The following is a 14,646-nucleotide window of genomic DNA, read 5'->3' on the forward strand; positions in this document are numbered from 1 at the left end:
GGGCGCCCGGGCTACCGGGCTACCGGGTGACGGCGGCGCGCAGGGGCGCTGTCGCGAAGGAGCGCATGCCCTCCTCGAAGGAGACGGCGGGCGCCCAGTCGAGTTCGCGGCGGAGCCGTTCGGAGGACGCTGTGATGTGCCGCACGTCGCCGAGCCGGAATTGCCCCGTGACGATGGGGGCCGGGCCGTCGGTGGCCCGGCTGAGGGCGGCGGCCATCTCACCGATCGTATGCACCACACCGCTGCCCACGTTGAACGGGCGGAAGGTGGACGGCTCGGCACCGGCGGTCCAGTCCAGGGCGGCGAGGTTGGCGGAAGCGACGTCGGCGACATGCACGAAGTCGCGGCGCTGGCCGCCGTCCTCGTAGACCCGCGGGGCCTCGCCGCGTTCCAGGGCCGAGCGGAACAACGACGCGACGCCCGCGTAGGGCGTGTTCTGCGGCATCCCCGGCCCGTAGACGTTGTGGTACCGAAGGGCCACGGCCCGGCCGCCGGTGGACCGGGCCCACGCCGACGCGAGGTATTCCTGCCCCAACTTGGTGCTCGCGTAGACGTTGCGCGGGTCGAGCGGGTCGTCTTCGGTGACCAGGAGCGGCTCGAGGGGCTCGCCGGTGGCCTCGTCGACGGGGTCGAACACGCCCCGCTGCAGATCGGTCTCGCGGCGCGGTCCCGGACGGGTGAAGCCCTCCGGTCCGCAGTAGCTGCCCTCCCCGTAGACCACCATCGACGAGGCCAGCACGAGCCGGTCGATCCCAGCCGAGGTCATCGCGGCGAGCAGCACGGCAGTGCCGACCTCGTTGCTGTGCACGTAGTCGGGGGCGTCGGCGAAGTCCACACCGAGGCCGACCTTCGCGGCCTGGTGGCAGACGACATCCGTGTCGCGGAGGGCGAGGGTGACGACGGATGCGTCAGTCACGTCGCCGACGATGATGTCGACCCCGTCGGGCAGCACCGGAAGCCCGCCGTGCACGTCGTTGCGGAGGGAGTCGAGCACACGCACCTGCCAGCCGCGGGCGAGCGCGCCGGCGACGATCGCGCCGCCGATGAAACCGGCACCGCCCGTAACGAGCAGGCGCCGCGTCACTTGTCGGCTCCGGCCGACGCGGCGTCGGTGTCGGCAGGGGAACCGTCGGCAGACGCAGGGCGGCGATCGAGCACGGCACTGACCTGCTCGGGAGCGATCAGCATGCGGGGGGCGAACTGCTCGGGCAGGGCGCGCAGGATGCCGTCGATCGCGGCCAGGATGCGCGGCTGGGCGGCCCGGAGGCGCGTGAAGACCAGGTCGGCGGAGACGGCGTCCGGGTCGGCCGCATCGTCGAGGGCGGGGGCCAGGCCCGCGTCGGCGTCGGTGACGAAGGAGAGGTTGACCGTGCCGATGTTGAGTTCGGCGGCCAGCACGACCTCCGGGTACTGCGTCATATTGACGGTGTGCGCGCCCGCGGCGCGGAACCAGAGCGATTCCGCCCGGGTGGAGAACCGTGGGCCCTGGATCACGACGCAGGTGCCGGTCGGCGCGAAGTCCTCCTCCAACGACGCGAGCGCGTCGACGGCGAGCCGGCGCAGCTCGGGATCGAACGGGTCCGCGGCGGCCAGGTGCGCGACGGTGCCCTGGTCGAAGAAGGTGTCGGCGCGCCCCGAGGTACGGTCGATGAACTGGTCGGTGACGACCAGCATCCCGGGCGGATAGTCGGGGCTGACTCCGCCGACCGCCGAGGAGGAGATGATGGCCTTCACGCCCAGCCACGCCAGAGCCCAGATGTTGGCCCGGTAGTTGATCAGGTGCGGCGCCACCGAGTGGTCGCCGCCGTGCCGGGGCAGGAATGCGACCCGCCGGCCGGCCCGCACACCGATGGTGATGGACGCGGAGGTAGGGCCGTAGGGCGTGATGATGTCGACGGATGTCACGGTGCCGACGTCGAACAGCCGGTACAACCCGGACCCGCCGATCACGGCGACGGCGACGTCTTCGGGCGTGCGCTGGTCGGCGGCGGGCCGGGCAGCGTTGGTGGTCTCGGTCACGGGGGCTCCAGAGGTTCGCGGTTAGCGGGGGTAGACCCGGATCGGGGCCGCCAGCGGACCGGCCTGGTTCAGCGTGAACGCGGCGAGCAGTCCGTCGCCCGCGTAGGACACCGAGGCAACGGTCGAGGTTCCGCCGGAGACAAGGTAGCGCTGCGACTGTTCCAGCGGCACCGTCGCCGAGCCGCCGGCCGGCACCGTCACGGTGCTGGGCGCGCCGTTCTCGGGGCTGATCGTGTAGCCGGCGTCGGCGCTGCCCGTGTTGACCAGGTTCAGCTGGGGGGACGGCCCGGCGGCGGCGGCCACCAGGAACTCGTCGGCGAGGGCGTCGGAGGACGCGAACCAAGCGAAGTCGCGACCGGCCGAACCTGCCGCCGAACTCTGCGCCGCGGCGACGATCGGCTCACTGGCGATCAATTTCAGGGAGTAGGTGCCGGGTACGAGCCCGGTCAGGGGCACCTCGGTGGCCACCCCCGGCTGCACGTCGACCTGCACCGAGGTCCCGGCCGCCTGGCCGGTCGCACCGGTCACGCCGACCTGCACCGTGGCGGCCACGGCGCCGGGCACGAGCACCCGCACCGAGGTCACGTCGTCGCTGAGGCCTCCGACCTCGTCGGGGGCATCCGATCCGGCCGCGTTGGAGACAACCACGCCGGCGATGGCCTGCTCTTCGGTGGGGCCGCTCGAGGGTCCGACCAGGTCGACGCCACCGGGTTCGAGCCCGCGCACGATGCTCTGCTGCAGCGTGGCCGCCACCTGGCCACCCGTGGACAGCACGTGCACGACGGGCGAGCGGAGGTTGGGGGCCAGTCCGGCGAGAGACACGACCCGCTGGGTGCCCGGCTGCACGAGGATGCCGGTGGAGCCGGGAGCGTCCACCGGCCCGGTCTCGCCGAACACGGCCAGGTCGACGGTGGCCACGACGGTGGTCGGATTGCTGAGCAGCACCAGGCTGGTTCGACCGATGTCGGTGGAGCCGCCGACCAGCCAGTTGTCGCCGGCAGCCTCTCCGCAGCCCGCGACGGCCAGGCCGCCGAGCGTTTCGCTGCCGGCGATCTGGGACTGGCTGCCGCTGACCAGCGGTGCCGCCTCCGAGCCGGGCGGGGTCGGCACGCGCAGCAGCAGCGGAGCCCCGAACGACTCGGCGTTCGCATTGTCCGGGGCCTCCATACCGGTGGCCTCCGGGTCGATCCACCCCGACTCGCCCGCCGCCGGGTGGGCGCCGGAGACTGCTGCGGCACTGTCGATGGAACTGGTGGCCTGGGCCTGACTGGAATCCTCGGCCAGCGCAAGGAGCGGCCCCGGGCAGACTCGTTGCTGCTCGCTCGGTGTCGGGGACACGATCACGGATGACGGCTTCTTCTCGACCGTGGGCCAGCTGACGAGGGTGGCGGCGCCGACGGATGCGACGACGACGCCGAGACCGACGAGTCCGGCCACCGCCCGCGCCCCGAGCAGGGCGATTCCGCGTTTACTGGACATGGTGGTGTTCCTCCGAGCGGGCGCCGCTTTCGGCGTCAGGAGCGATGTCGGTTGACGTTTCCCGTTCGGCTCCGGCGGTCGTGCCGGGTTCCGTCGTGCCGGGTTCCGTCGTGCCGGGTTCCGTCGTGCCGGGTTCGGTCGTGCCGGGTTCGGTCGTGCCGGGTTCGGTCGTGCCGGGAACAGCGGACGCAACGGCGCGTTCCGCGGACGGCCGGAAGCCGGGCGCCGGCTTCTTGCGGGCCGCCGCCTTGGCGAGGCGCTTGTTTTCCCTGGTGCGGGCCTTCGCCGTGTTGCGGATGGCCTCGCGACTGGCCTGGCGCACCGCCTCCGGCCCCGCGCCGGTCGGGATCGAGAGCAGCACGGTGGCGCCGATCACGAGCGCGGTGATCAGGAAGAACACCAGGCCGAGGGTGCCGCCGGCGTTGGCCGGAACGGCGCCGTTCGCCGTGGTGGCGACCGAGGCATCCGTCACCTCGTACTGCCAAAGTCGGCCGAAGACCGTGTCGCCCACCGGGGACAGGGCGGCGTTGCCGTCGAGGGCGGTTGTGGTGCGACCGGCGGTCTCCGCTGCCGCTGGGCTGACCGCGTCCGTGACCCCCGGGGCGGCCGGCGTGACGACGGCCGGGCGCAGCAGCACGAACCGGATGCCGAAGTCGGCCAGACCGGCCGCGGCGTCGAGCCCGCTTCGAGAGACGAGGTTTCCGGCCAGGGTGGCCAGTTCCTCCTCCCGCGGGCTGAGGGCCCTGTCGGTGCTGCTGAGGGTGGACTGGGTGTTCAGGGTGGCACCGGGGCCGCGCACGATCGTCGCGAGGATGCCGCCGTCGGGTTGTGGCACGATCTGCAGAGTGCCGACCCGGGCATCCGTCTGCGCCTCGGCGGTCACGAACGCAGGTTGGGTGCGGTCGATGCCCTCGGCCACGACGCTGGTGCCGAGGGGCAGGGCTGCGACCAGCGGTGACACGACGATCACGAGCAGGACGATCGCGGTGACCGCCGGGGCCATGGCGAAGCGCTGCATGCCGCGCAGGGCGAAGACGACCGCGCCGACCAGTCCGAGCCAGTAGAGGCTCAGCCCCGTGCCGGCCCAGATGCCGGCCGACTGGCCCCCGACTGAAATGAGGTAGAGCTGGCTGGCGGCGAGGGCCGTGCCCACGCCGAGCAGTGCGGTCAACAGCGCGAAGCTCGCGCCCCGGGCCCCATGCAGGAAAAGGGCAAGGAGGGCGAGCACGGCCAGCGGGATCAGGAGCACCGGCACGAGCACCGACGCGTCGACGCCGGGCAGCCCGAGCGACTCGAGCAGCGGGGTCCAGCCGCCGAGTTGGCCGGCAGGGAAGCCGAGCAGCAGCTGCCCTACCGAGACGTCGGGGCCGGGCAGCGGCACGCCCGGGTCGGCCAGCAGGGCCAGCCAGTTGCCGCGCAATCCCTGGTCCCAGATCAGCGGCGCCGCGAGGGCGAGGGCCGGCAGCGGTATTCCGATGAACCGCATCACGCTGCGGCCGCTGACCAGCATGGCAATCAGCCAGACCACCAGCAACGCGGGCGCAAGCGATGGCGCCGCGGCGACGATGGCGGCGAACAGCAGGGCCGCCGAGGCAGAGGCCGACCAGGAGCGGGCGGCCATGAACCCGGCGAAAAACAGCCACGGCAGCAGCAGGTGCACGAGGATCGCGGCCGGGCGCCCGGCGGCGAGGGCACTCAGGAAGGTGGGCGCGAGCATCCAGAGCACGGCGGCGACGGCGCGAAGGGACGCGCGCTCGGTGAGGCGGGTCGCCGCCAGCCAGGCGCCGAGGGCAGCGAGCGGCAGAGCGAGGAAGAAGAGCAGGACAAGGGAGAAGGACGGCGACCAGAAGGTGAGCGAGCCCAGTACCGCCAGCACCGACGCGAACGGGTCGGCTCCGCCGACAAAGCCCAGGCCGATGTCGCGCCAGCCGTAGCCGATGCTCCCCCAGAGGTCGGCAGGAGTGTCCGACAGCGGCAGCAGCCCGCCTCCGGTGAGGGTGCGGGCTCCGATCAGCGGCGCCAGAACGATCAGCCCCGCAACCAGTGCGGCGAGCACGGTCCACGCGCCACCGCCGGACATGAAGCGGATTTCGGGGACCTCGCCGTTCACGCCGGTGAGGCTGGCCTCCCGGCGGAGCGCCTGACGGCGGCGCACCTCGACGGTGGGCACGCGCAACGAGGCGATCGACGACCAGCCCAACGTGCGGGTGGCGGCGAAGCGGCGGCGGGCCGCTCTCACCCGCAGCCCGCTGAACGCGGCGGCGAACGCGGCGGAGTACTCGCCCAGGATCGCGCCGGGTTCCTTCTGCAGCAGTTGGACGAACGAGCGCAGGAACGCGAGGGGAACCAGTCCCAGCCAGTGCACGGGGATCATCCAGCGCGGGGAGTAGACGAGGCGGCGATGCAGTTGGGCGGCACGCATGGCGCGGAGACGCTTCCGACGTGCGCGGCCGCGGGAGGAGCCGCTGGTGCCGGCGACGCCGTCGCCGGCCGAGGCGACCTGGGCCGCGGCGACGCCGGAGACGCGGTAGCCGGCCATCCGCACACGCACACAGAAGTCGAGGGAGTCGTCCGCGGACGGCAGGGCCGGGTCGAAGCCGCCCAACTGCTGCCAGACGAGGTGGCGCACCAGCATGCCGCCGGCGCTCACGCCGAGCACGTCGCTCATGCCGTCGTGCTGGCCCTGGTCGAGTTCGCTCTCCACCAAGGTGACGGTCGCGCCGCCGGGAGTCAGGGACTGCCCGAATTCGTGGATGTAGTCGCCGGCATCCCAGTCCATGACCTTCGGGCCGGCCACGGCGACGGATGGCGCAATCTCCAGTTCGCCGAGCAGGGCCGCGAGGGCGCCGGGTTCCGGCGCGCTGTCCTGAGCGAGGAGCCACAGCATTTCCCGGTCGTTCTCCGCGGGTGCGATCACCCGCACGGCCGCGGCGATGGCCTCTCCGAAGCTGATCCCGGCATCCGCTGAGATGAAGTGCGTCGGCGCGTGGGCAGCCAGAAGCGCCGCCGTGGTGTCGGTCGATCCGCAGTCGACCGTGATCACGACGTCGGGTTGACGCGTCTGGCGGCTCAGCGCCTCGAGCGTGCGTTCGAGGTGTTTAGCGCCGTTACGGGCAACAAGGATGGCGGTGACTCTGGCATGCATATGGAGAACAGCCTAGGTTGGATCGGGCCCGATGAGGAGCAATCTGAGGGGCGAGCCTGAAAAACACGGCCTCGCCTCCGGTTCGCTGCTGCCGGCTTCGGGGCCGGATTCGCGTGCGGCAGGCGTTCGAGCGCCCGCCCTGGGCCTAGCTGGCGCGCTTGCGCAGTTTGCGCCGTTCCCGCTCGGACAGGCCGCCCCAGATGCCGAACCGCTCATCGTTGGTGAGCGCGTACTGCAGGCACTGGGTTCTCACCTCACAGGAGGAGCAGATCTTCTTGGCATCGCGGGTCGACCCTCCCTTTTCGGGGAAGAACGCCTCCGGGTCGGTCTGCGCACAAAGCGAGTCCGACTGCCAGGACAGTGGATCGCCGTCGCCCGCTTCCTTGCGAACTCCGGGCACGCCCAGTCGGACCGGGTCAATGAACCAGTCCTCCGGCACCCCGGCACGAGACTCTGATAGCGCCAAATCGTCACCCACCCCACTGCAATACTTGCCCCGAAATTACGCGTCAGCCCTAATTACAGCCGTGTAATTCCTTGCCGTCAAGTCGCAGATAGTAAACCCTCAATATTCGCTGGAGAGTTTCGACTCGCCCAAGAGCGAAAATAGGTGCGATTTGTTTGGTCAGGGCTGAGAGACGGATGCCGCCTGCCGTGATTCCCAGGCGCTCTGCACCATATCCTCGAGGCTGTGGCGCATCGCCCAGTCCAGATCGCGGGCCGCCAGTTCACCGGAGGCGACGATCCGGTCGGGGTCGCCCGCGCGGCGCGGGCCGATCACGGGCGCGAAGTCGATTCCGGTGACGGCGGACACGGTGGACATTATCTGCCCCACCGATACCCCATCGCCGCTGCCGAGGTTGTAGACGGGCAGCACGGGCTCGCCGGCGTCGAGGCGCCGGGCGGCGGCCACGTGCGAGAGGGCCAGGTCGGCCACGTGGATGTAATCGCGCACGCAGGTTCCGTCGGGGGTGGCGTAGTCGTCACCGTTGATGTTCGGGGTGCGACCCTCCATCAGCGCGTCGAAGACGAGAGGAAAGAGGTTGTGCGGGCTGGTATCGCGCAGGTCGAGCGCTCCGGAGCCGACCACGTTGAAGTAGCGCAGGGCTGTGTACGTCAATCCGGCGGCGATGGCCTGGTCGCGCAACAGCCATTCGCCGATCAGCTTCGACTCCCCGTAGGGAGATTCGGGGTTCTTCGGGGTGTCCTCGGTGACCAGGTCGGTGTGCGGGGTGCCGTAGACCGCCGCGCTCGAGGAGAACACCATCCGGCCCACTTCGTTCTCCTGCATGACCGACAGCAAGGTGGCCATGGCCGTGACGTTCTGCTCGTAGGTGTGCAGCGGACGCTGCACCGAGACGCCGGCGTACTTGTAGCCCGCGACGTGCACGACGCCGGTCACGGCGTGCTCCGCGAAGGTGCGCATCAGCAGCTCGCGGTCAAGGAGGGTGCCACGCACGAACGGCACATTCACGGGCACGAATTCGGCGTGCCCGCTGGAGAGATCGTCGATGACGACCACGTCGATGCCCTCCGCCAAGAACGCACGCACGATGTGGGAACCGATATACCCGGCACCTCCGGTGACTAGCCACGCCATTTGAACCTCGCAAGATCTGACGGCAATCGAGCACTGCCGCCCTGCAAGCCTAGCCTCGGGTGCCCGAACGAATTCGACGGAGATTTTGCTCCAGACGCACCCAAACAAGGGTTTTCGAGGCTGAATAGGGAAAATCTCCGTCGAATTCGTCCGGCCGGCGGGCGAGGGGGGGGGGGGTCGGCGGGGTCGGCGGCCACTGGCGATGGATGCGCCGGGGCGGCGACCATGGGGATCGGGAACCGAGCCGATCGCTAGCCGGTGCGGCGGCGGACCCGCGGCATCCGTTCGGGGAAATGCGGGAACGCGGTCGACGGCTCGCGCCGGTAGTCGAACTCCAGCGCCGTGACCATCGCCCGCACGCACAACCCCCACTGTTTGCGGAGAAGTGCGTAACTGAACCGCAGTGTGCGCCCGTTCTTGCTCGCGACCAGCAGATCGCGCTCCCGGTCGGCCTCGAAGGCAAGCGAATCGTCGTGCCAGTCTTTTCCGTCGATCTCCACGAAGGTCGACGGCCCGATCTGGCCGTCAAGACGCCCGACCCCGGTGACGAACGGTTGCGGCACGAAAGGGATGCCCGCGGCCAGTGCTTTGAGCCGGAATTCCGTTTCACCACCCGCGGCGGCGCGCCCGTCGACCTCGTGGCGCCAGGGCTGCACCCGCAGCGGAGCGCGGGCGAAGATCCAGTCCAGATCGTCGAGGACGATACCGACGCCGTTTTCCTGGGCGCTGTGCAACGCCGCATCGAGACACACGATCGCGGTCACCCGGTCGTGGTTGTTCAGAATATGCACCAGGGCCTCACGCACGCCGGTGCGCCACACGCAGTCCCCGCGCCCATCGATCGCCTCATCACTCCACGTCACGCGGCACCGCACGCCGTCGAGCACATCCAACCGCGCGCGCATATCGGTCGGTCGCCGCAACCCGCGCGCCGCACTGGGGACGCTGACGTGGAGTTTGCCGGTGGCCGGGGTCCAGATCCCGTAGGACGTGAGGCAGCTCAATCCGGTGAGCCGCCCACCGATCCGGAACGCCTCAACGGCCGGCTGCGGCGCCGACGGCACCGAATACCAGCCCGTGCGCACCCGCACGATCGTTCCGCGGCTCACCGCGCCGCGGAGGCTGCCATCGCTCCAGCCTCGGGCACGGAGTGCGGCGCGCTTGACGAAGAGTCCGTGGTCGACGATGTCCCTGGTGAGCGAGCGCATGGTCCGGAGTCTCGCAGCGGGGTCGACCCGGCGCCCCGCATCCGTCACCCTGGGGAGAACCCACCCTCGCCACGAGTTGGGGAGGGTCTCACTTCCCGGACGCACCCGCACCCGGCTCGACTGCGGCAGCGCTCCAGTGCGGCAGCGCACGACTGCGCCAAGGAACGAATTCGACAGTGAACGAATTCGACGGAGATTTTGCCCCAGATGGCCCAGAAACGGGCGACAAACAGGTTCTGGAGCAAAATCTCCGTCGAATTGGTGAGAGACCGGGCCTAGGGGGTCGTGGCCAGGAAGACCTCGCCGCTGCCGGCGAACGTGAGCATGCCCTCGTCGGGGGTGATGTAGACCGAGTCGCCGCGCTTGAGGGCGGCGGATGACCCCGAACCGGCCACGAGGAATCCCCCGGCCGTGCAGATGGCGATCGCGGGTCCCGTCAGCGTGACCTGCCGCATCGGCACCCCCGCGTTCGAAGCCGAAGCGGCATCCCGGCCGGCAGGGGCAGCGGCGGCACCGACTCCGGCGACGCCGGCCGACGCACCGGCACCCGCACCGGCACCCGCCCCCGCACCGGCACCCACACCAGCACCAGCACCAGCACCCACACCAGCCCCCTCAGCCTCCGCCGCGATGTGCATGAGCACGAAGTCATCCACGTCGGGGCGGTACTCCGAGACGCCCCGCGACGACACCACGGGCGAAAGATACGGCACGGGCAGCGGCGTGAAGTCGAGCACCTCGAGCAGCTCGTCGACGTCGATGTGCTTGGGGCTGAGGCCACCGCGCAACACGTTGTCCGAGGCGGCCATCAGCTCCACGCCGAGGCCCCACAAGTAGGCGTGGATGTTGCCGGGCGGCAGGTACAGCACCTCGCCGCGCTTCAGCGACACCCGGTTCGTCAACAGCGAGATCACGACGCCGGGGTCCCCCGGGTACGCGCGGGCGAGGTCCCGCACGGTGGCGAGTTCGAGCGGGAAGTCGAGGATCGCGCCGCTCTCCGCCAAGCCGGCAGCGCTCTCGGCGAGCGCGACCACCCGCTCGACCAGCCAGGCCACCTCGCCGGAGTCGCCGCCACGGCCGTCGCGCAGTAGCCAGTCGACGCAGTCGCGCAGGGCGTCCGGGCCGAGCAGGTGCCGCTCGAGCGCATCGAGCGCGCCGGGCTGCGGGTGCTCCGAGGCCACGTCGAGGGCGCGGAGTTCGCCCAGGATTCCGCGGATCTCACCCAGCTCGCGGAACCCGCAGAGGGCCTCGAACGTGTCGCTCAGGGCGAAGATCAGCTCGGGCTTGTGGAACGGGTCACGGTAATTGCGGTCCGCCGCGTCCTGCGGGATACCGGCCGCATTCTCCAACCCGAAGCCGATGCGCGCCCGCTCCGAAGTCGGGTGCGCCTGCAGCGAGAGCGGTTTACCGGCCGCGAGGACCTTCAAGAGGAACGGCAGCCGCGGTGACGCAGGCGCGGTCGGCACACCACCGAGGGTCGCCTCCGGATCTGCCTGGATCCAGTCCAGCAGGGTGCGGTGGCCGCCGACCTGCTCGGGGTCGGTGATGATGCTCGGCGAACCGTGGTGCGCGCCCAGCCAGAGCTCGGCCTCCGGTGTGCCCGACGCCGCATAGCCGAGCAGACCCGGAATGGCGGTGGTCGAACCCCAGGCATAGTCCCGCGGCGAATTGGTGATGCCCACAAACATGGCGCTCTCCTGCACTCTTCGGTTTAGACCAAACTACCAACCGCTTTCGGCGAGCCGGTCCGCGCCCATAGGCTGCGAGCATTCGCCGACCGCCGCAAGCGAGGCCGTCGCCCCCTGCAATGGAGCACCTGATGACCTTCGAGCTACTTCCCAGCGACTTCTACGGCTACGAGAATCTACTGACCGATCAGGAAAAAACCGCGCTGGCCAATCTGCGCGCCTATCTCGAGTCCGACGTTCGGCCCATCGTGAACGGATGCTGGGAGCGCGCCGAGTTCCCGGCCGAGGTCATCCGTCCGCTGGCGCAACTCGGCGCCTACTCCTTCGGCTGGCCCGAGACCCGACCCTTCGAGAACTCAGCGGTGTTCCGCGGCTTCGTGGCCCTCGAGACGGCGCGCGTGGACGCATCCGTCGCCACGTTCGTCGGGGTGCAGAACGGACTCGCCTGCGGCACCATCTCGGCGACCGGGTCGCAGGAGCAGCGCGACGAATGGCTGCCGCGTCTGGCGAGCGGGGAGATCGTGGGGGCGTTCGGGCTGACCGAACCGCTCTCCGGCTCGGACGCGGCGCAGGGCCTCCGCACGACGGCCACTCGCACCGGCGACACCTGGCTGCTGAACGGTTCCAAGCGCTGGATCGGCAACGCCACCTTCTCCGACATCACCATCATCTGGGCGAAGGACACCGCCGACGGGATGGTCAAGGGCTTCATCGTGACCACCGACACCCCCGGCTACACCGCCACCCGGATCGAAGGCAAGATCAGCCTGCGCTCGGTGCAGAACGCCGACATCGTGCTCGAGAACGTGGTCGTGCCCGAGAAGAACCGGCTGCAGAACGCGAACTCGTTCAAGGACACCGCCAAGGTGCTGCGCCTGACCCGCGCCGAGGTGGCCTGGGCTGCCGTGGGCACCTCGATCGGCGCCTACGAGGCCGCCGTCGCCTACGCGAAGGAGCGTACGCAATTCGGCAAGGAGATCGGCGGGCACCAGCTGGTGCAGGACCTGTTGGTGAAGTCGCTCGGCAACATCACCGCCAGCCTGGGCATGGTCGTGCGGGTCTCGCAGATGCTCGACGAGGGCACCCAGCGCGACGAGCACGCCGCCCTGGCCAAGCTCTACACGACGGCACGGATGCGCGAGACGGTCGCCTGGTGCCGCGAACTCTTCGGCGGCAACGGCATTGTGCTCTCGTACGAGGTGGCCCGCTTCTTCTCCGACGCGGAGGCCGTCTACTCCTACGAGGGCACCCGGGAGATGAACACCCTGATCGTGGGGCGCAGCATCACCGGGCAGGCGGCCTTCGTCTAGCGACGTCGGAGCCCGAGTCAGGGTGCGCGACCGTCCTCCGGCCGCGAACCCCCAACGAATTCGACGGAGATTTTGCCGAAATCGGGCCCGAACCGGGTGGAAACGAGCTTTTTCGAGAGAATCTCCGTCGAATTGGTTCGACGCCGGGCTGGGTGACGCGCGGAAGGCGCTACGCCAGCGTCAGGAAGAGCTTCTCCAGCTCCTCGACCGTGAGGGAGTTCTCCCCCTGCGGGTTGTCGAGGCACTCGCGCATCGCCGTGGAGACGATGACGAAGCCCGCCTTGTCGAGCGCGCTCGACACTGCGGCGAGCTGGGTGACGACATCCTTACAGCTGCCGCCGGCCTCGACCGCGGAGATCACGGCGGCGAGCTGGCCCTGGGCCCGGCGCAACCGGTTGAGAATCTTCTTCTGGTTCTGCTCCCCGGCGACGTGGGCAGCGCTGATTTCGGTCATGCCGAAATCCTTTCAGATTTGGCGGCGCTGACGTTCATCAGGCCGAGGGAGGTAACACCAGCGGTCCAGGTGCGGTAGCCGCCGTCGAGGTTCCGCACGTCCAGCCCGATCTGGCTGAGGATGCGCGCAGCCGTGTGGCCGCGCTGGCCCACCTGGCAGTGCACGATCAGAGGCGCGTCGGGCAGTTCGGCCAGGCGGTCCCGCAGTTCGTCGAGTGGCACGTTGATCGCACCCGGAATGCTCCCGGATTGGAACTCCGCCGCCGAGCGCACATCCACGAGCACCGCGCCCGCGGCCCGGGCGGCGGCCAGCTCATGCCACTGCAGCGCACGCGTCGTACCCGCGGCGAGGTTGTCGGCGACGTAGCCGAGCTGGTTGATCGGGTCCTTCGCCGACGAATACTGCGGCGCGTACGCCAGCTCGAGGCGGGTGAGCGCGGATGCCGTCAGCCCGCCGGTCATCGCTGTCGCCAGGATGTCGATGCGCTTGTCGACGCCGCTGCCGCCGACGATCTGGGCGCCGAGGATGGCATCCGTCGCCGGGTCGACCAGAAGCTTCATCGACATGGTCTCGGCGCCGGGGTAGTAGGTGGCGTGGGAGGCCGGGTGGGTGTGCACGACCCGGTGCGCGCGGCCGCGCTGAACGAGGCGCTTCTCGCTCCAGCCGACCATGGCCGCCGTCAGGCCGAAGATGCCGAGGATGGCGGTGCCGAGCGCCGGGGACGCCGTTCCAGGCTCACCGGCGATGCTGTCGGCAGCAGCCCGACCGTGCCGGTTCGCGAGACCGGCCATGGTGATCAGGATGCCGCTGTCATCGATGGCGTCGATCTTCTCGACGCCGTCGCCGACCGCGTAGATCGCCGGATCGTTGGTCTGCTGGCTGCCGTCGACGGCGATGCCGCCGCTGGCGCCGATCGTGATTCCGGCCAGGGCGGCGAGCGAGGTGTCGGGGACCACCCCGACGGAGTCGATGACGAGGTCGGCCGGGACGACGGATCCGTCGCTGAGTTCGACTCCCCCGTCGGCGGCGGCGGCGACGGTCGTATTCAGGCGCACGTCGACGCCTCGCACCAGCAGCTCGTCGAAGATCGGCGCGGCCATCTCGGCGTCGAACGGCCCGAATACCTGGGAGCCGAACTCGACCAGGGTCACGTGCACGCCGCGGTGCACGAGGTTTTCGACGGCTTCCAGGCCGATGAACCCGGCGCCGATGACGACGGCGGAGGCCTGACCCGTGACGCCGGCCAGCAGGGCGGTGATGTGGTCGACGTCGTCGACCGTTCGCAGGGTGCGGGTGGCGAGGCCGGCCGGGGTGATCCCGGTCCGGGCCGTGGCGCCGGCGGCCAGGACGAGTCGGTCGTACGTCTCGGTGGTTTCGGCGCCGGTCTGCGTCCGACGCACGGTGACGGTCTTCGCTGCCCGGTCGATCGCGGTGACCTCGTGGTCGACGCGTACGTCGAGGCGGAAGCGGGACGCGAGGGATTCGGGCGTCTGGAGCAGCAGGTTGCTCCGGTCGGTGATCACGCCGCCGACGTAATAGGGCAGGCCGCAGTTCGCAAACGAGACATAGTGGCCGCGCTCAAATACGATGATTTCGGCCGTCTCGTCCAGCCGACGCAAACGCGTCGCCGCCGACATTCCACCCGCGACTCCACCAACAATGATCGTTTTCATTTCGAACCTCCGGGATAACTATACCCCAGGGGGTATGAAAAATGACAGATGACCGCCCCGGCACGCTCTA

Annotated in this window: 11 protein-coding genes; 1 reads left to right on the top strand and 10 read right to left on the bottom strand. The window is 70.0% G+C overall.

Annotation, left to right across the window (positions count from 1 at the left end; genetic code table 11):
- Window positions 1-19: 19 nt before the first annotated feature.
- The 8 genes from E3T28_RS07280 to manA all read right to left on the bottom strand — a co-directional run bounded on the left by E3T28_RS07280 (window position 20) and on the right by manA (window position 11,139).
- Window positions 20-1,084, bottom strand: a complete 1,065-nt coding sequence (locus E3T28_RS07280; RefSeq protein ID WP_134429353.1) for an NAD-dependent epimerase/dehydratase family protein — start codon at window positions 1,082-1,084, stop codon at window positions 20-22.
- Complete coding sequence (locus tag E3T28_RS07285) at window positions 1,081-2,019, bottom strand: MTAP family purine nucleoside phosphorylase (protein WP_134429355.1); 939 nt, start codon at window positions 2,017-2,019, stop codon at window positions 1,081-1,083. The genes E3T28_RS07280 and E3T28_RS07285 overlap by 4 nt, the downstream gene beginning before the upstream one ends.
- Window positions 2,020-2,040: 21 nt before the next feature.
- Window positions 2,041-3,498, bottom strand: coding sequence for a DUF5719 family protein (locus tag E3T28_RS07290; protein WP_134429357.1), 1,458 nt, complete (start codon window positions 3,496-3,498; stop codon window positions 2,041-2,043).
- Window positions 3,488-6,643 carry a glycosyltransferase gene (locus tag E3T28_RS07295; RefSeq protein WP_134429359.1) on the bottom strand — a complete coding sequence of 1,052 codons (3,156 nt, stop codon included), beginning with the start codon at window positions 6,641-6,643 and terminating at the stop codon, window positions 3,488-3,490. The genes E3T28_RS07290 and E3T28_RS07295 overlap by 11 nt, the downstream gene beginning before the upstream one ends.
- A 145-nt stretch (window positions 6,644-6,788) precedes the next feature.
- Window positions 6,789-7,109 carry a WhiB family transcriptional regulator gene (locus E3T28_RS07300; protein ID WP_134429361.1) on the bottom strand — a complete coding sequence of 107 codons (321 nt, stop codon included), beginning with the start codon at window positions 7,107-7,109 and terminating at the stop codon, window positions 6,789-6,791.
- A gap of 159 nt (window positions 7,110-7,268) precedes the next feature.
- A complete protein-coding gene (galE, locus tag E3T28_RS07305) occupies window positions 7,269-8,243 on the bottom strand; it encodes a UDP-glucose 4-epimerase GalE (RefSeq protein ID WP_134429363.1) in 975 nt (324 codons plus the stop codon).
- A 251-nt stretch (window positions 8,244-8,494) separates the two neighbouring features.
- Window positions 8,495-9,451: a hypothetical protein gene (locus tag E3T28_RS07310; RefSeq protein WP_134429364.1), complete on the bottom strand. Its 957-nt coding sequence runs from the start codon at window positions 9,449-9,451 to the stop codon at window positions 8,495-8,497.
- Window positions 9,452-9,726: 275 nt separating this feature from the next.
- Window positions 9,727-11,139, bottom strand: coding sequence for a mannose-6-phosphate isomerase, class I (gene manA, locus E3T28_RS07315; protein WP_134429366.1), 1,413 nt, complete (start codon window positions 11,137-11,139; stop codon window positions 9,727-9,729).
- A 131-nt stretch (window positions 11,140-11,270) separates the two neighbouring features.
- On the opposite strand from manA, the gene E3T28_RS07320 reads away from it, so the two are divergent.
- Window positions 11,271-12,449 carry an acyl-CoA dehydrogenase family protein gene (locus E3T28_RS07320; protein WP_134429368.1) on the top strand — a complete coding sequence of 393 codons (1,179 nt, stop codon included), beginning with the start codon at window positions 11,271-11,273 and terminating at the stop codon, window positions 12,447-12,449.
- Window positions 12,450-12,618: 169 nt separating this feature from the next.
- Here the strand turns inward: E3T28_RS07320 and E3T28_RS07325 are convergent, their stop codons facing one another.
- Window positions 12,619-12,903 carry a metal-sensitive transcriptional regulator gene (locus E3T28_RS07325; RefSeq protein ID WP_134429370.1) on the bottom strand — a complete coding sequence of 95 codons (285 nt, stop codon included), beginning with the start codon at window positions 12,901-12,903 and terminating at the stop codon, window positions 12,619-12,621.
- The gene (locus tag E3T28_RS07330; RefSeq protein ID WP_134429372.1) at window positions 12,900-14,576 is read right to left on the bottom strand and encodes an FAD-dependent oxidoreductase; all 1,677 of its coding nucleotides are present in this window, start codon (window positions 14,574-14,576) and stop codon (window positions 12,900-12,902) included. Before E3T28_RS07330 ends, E3T28_RS07325 begins: the two co-directional genes overlap by 4 nt.
- Window positions 14,577-14,646: the final 70 nt, after the last annotated feature.

The organism is Cryobacterium sinapicolor (assembly GCF_004403465.1).
GTDB classification, from domain to species: Bacteria; Actinomycetota; Actinomycetes; order Actinomycetales; family Microbacteriaceae; genus Cryobacterium; species Cryobacterium sinapicolor.

Excerpts from the sequence above, each read along its gene's own strand:
- E3T28_RS07295 (WP_134429359.1), bottom strand. The coding sequence starts at position 6,643 with ATGCATGCCAGAGTCACCGCCATCCTTGTTGCCCGTAACGGCGCTAAA.
- E3T28_RS07325 (WP_134429370.1), bottom strand. The coding sequence starts at position 12,903 with ATGACCGAAATCAGCGCTGCCCACGTCGCCGGGGAGCAGAACCAGAAG.
- E3T28_RS07320 (WP_134429368.1), top strand. The coding sequence starts at position 11,271 with ATGACCTTCGAGCTACTTCCCAGCGACTTCTACGGCTACGAGAATCTA.
- E3T28_RS07290 (WP_134429357.1), bottom strand. The coding sequence starts at position 3,498 with ATGTCCAGTAAACGCGGAATCGCCCTGCTCGGGGCGCGGGCGGTGGCC.
- manA (WP_134429366.1), bottom strand. The coding sequence starts at position 11,139 with ATGTTTGTGGGCATCACCAATTCGCCGCGGGACTATGCCTGGGGTTCG.
- E3T28_RS07330 (WP_134429372.1), bottom strand. The coding sequence starts at position 14,576 with ATGAAAACGATCATTGTTGGTGGAGTCGCGGGTGGAATGTCGGCGGCG.
- E3T28_RS07310 (WP_134429364.1), bottom strand. The coding sequence starts at position 9,451 with ATGCGCTCGCTCACCAGGGACATCGTCGACCACGGACTCTTCGTCAAG.
- galE (WP_134429363.1), bottom strand. The coding sequence starts at position 8,243 with ATGGCGTGGCTAGTCACCGGAGGTGCCGGGTATATCGGTTCCCACATC.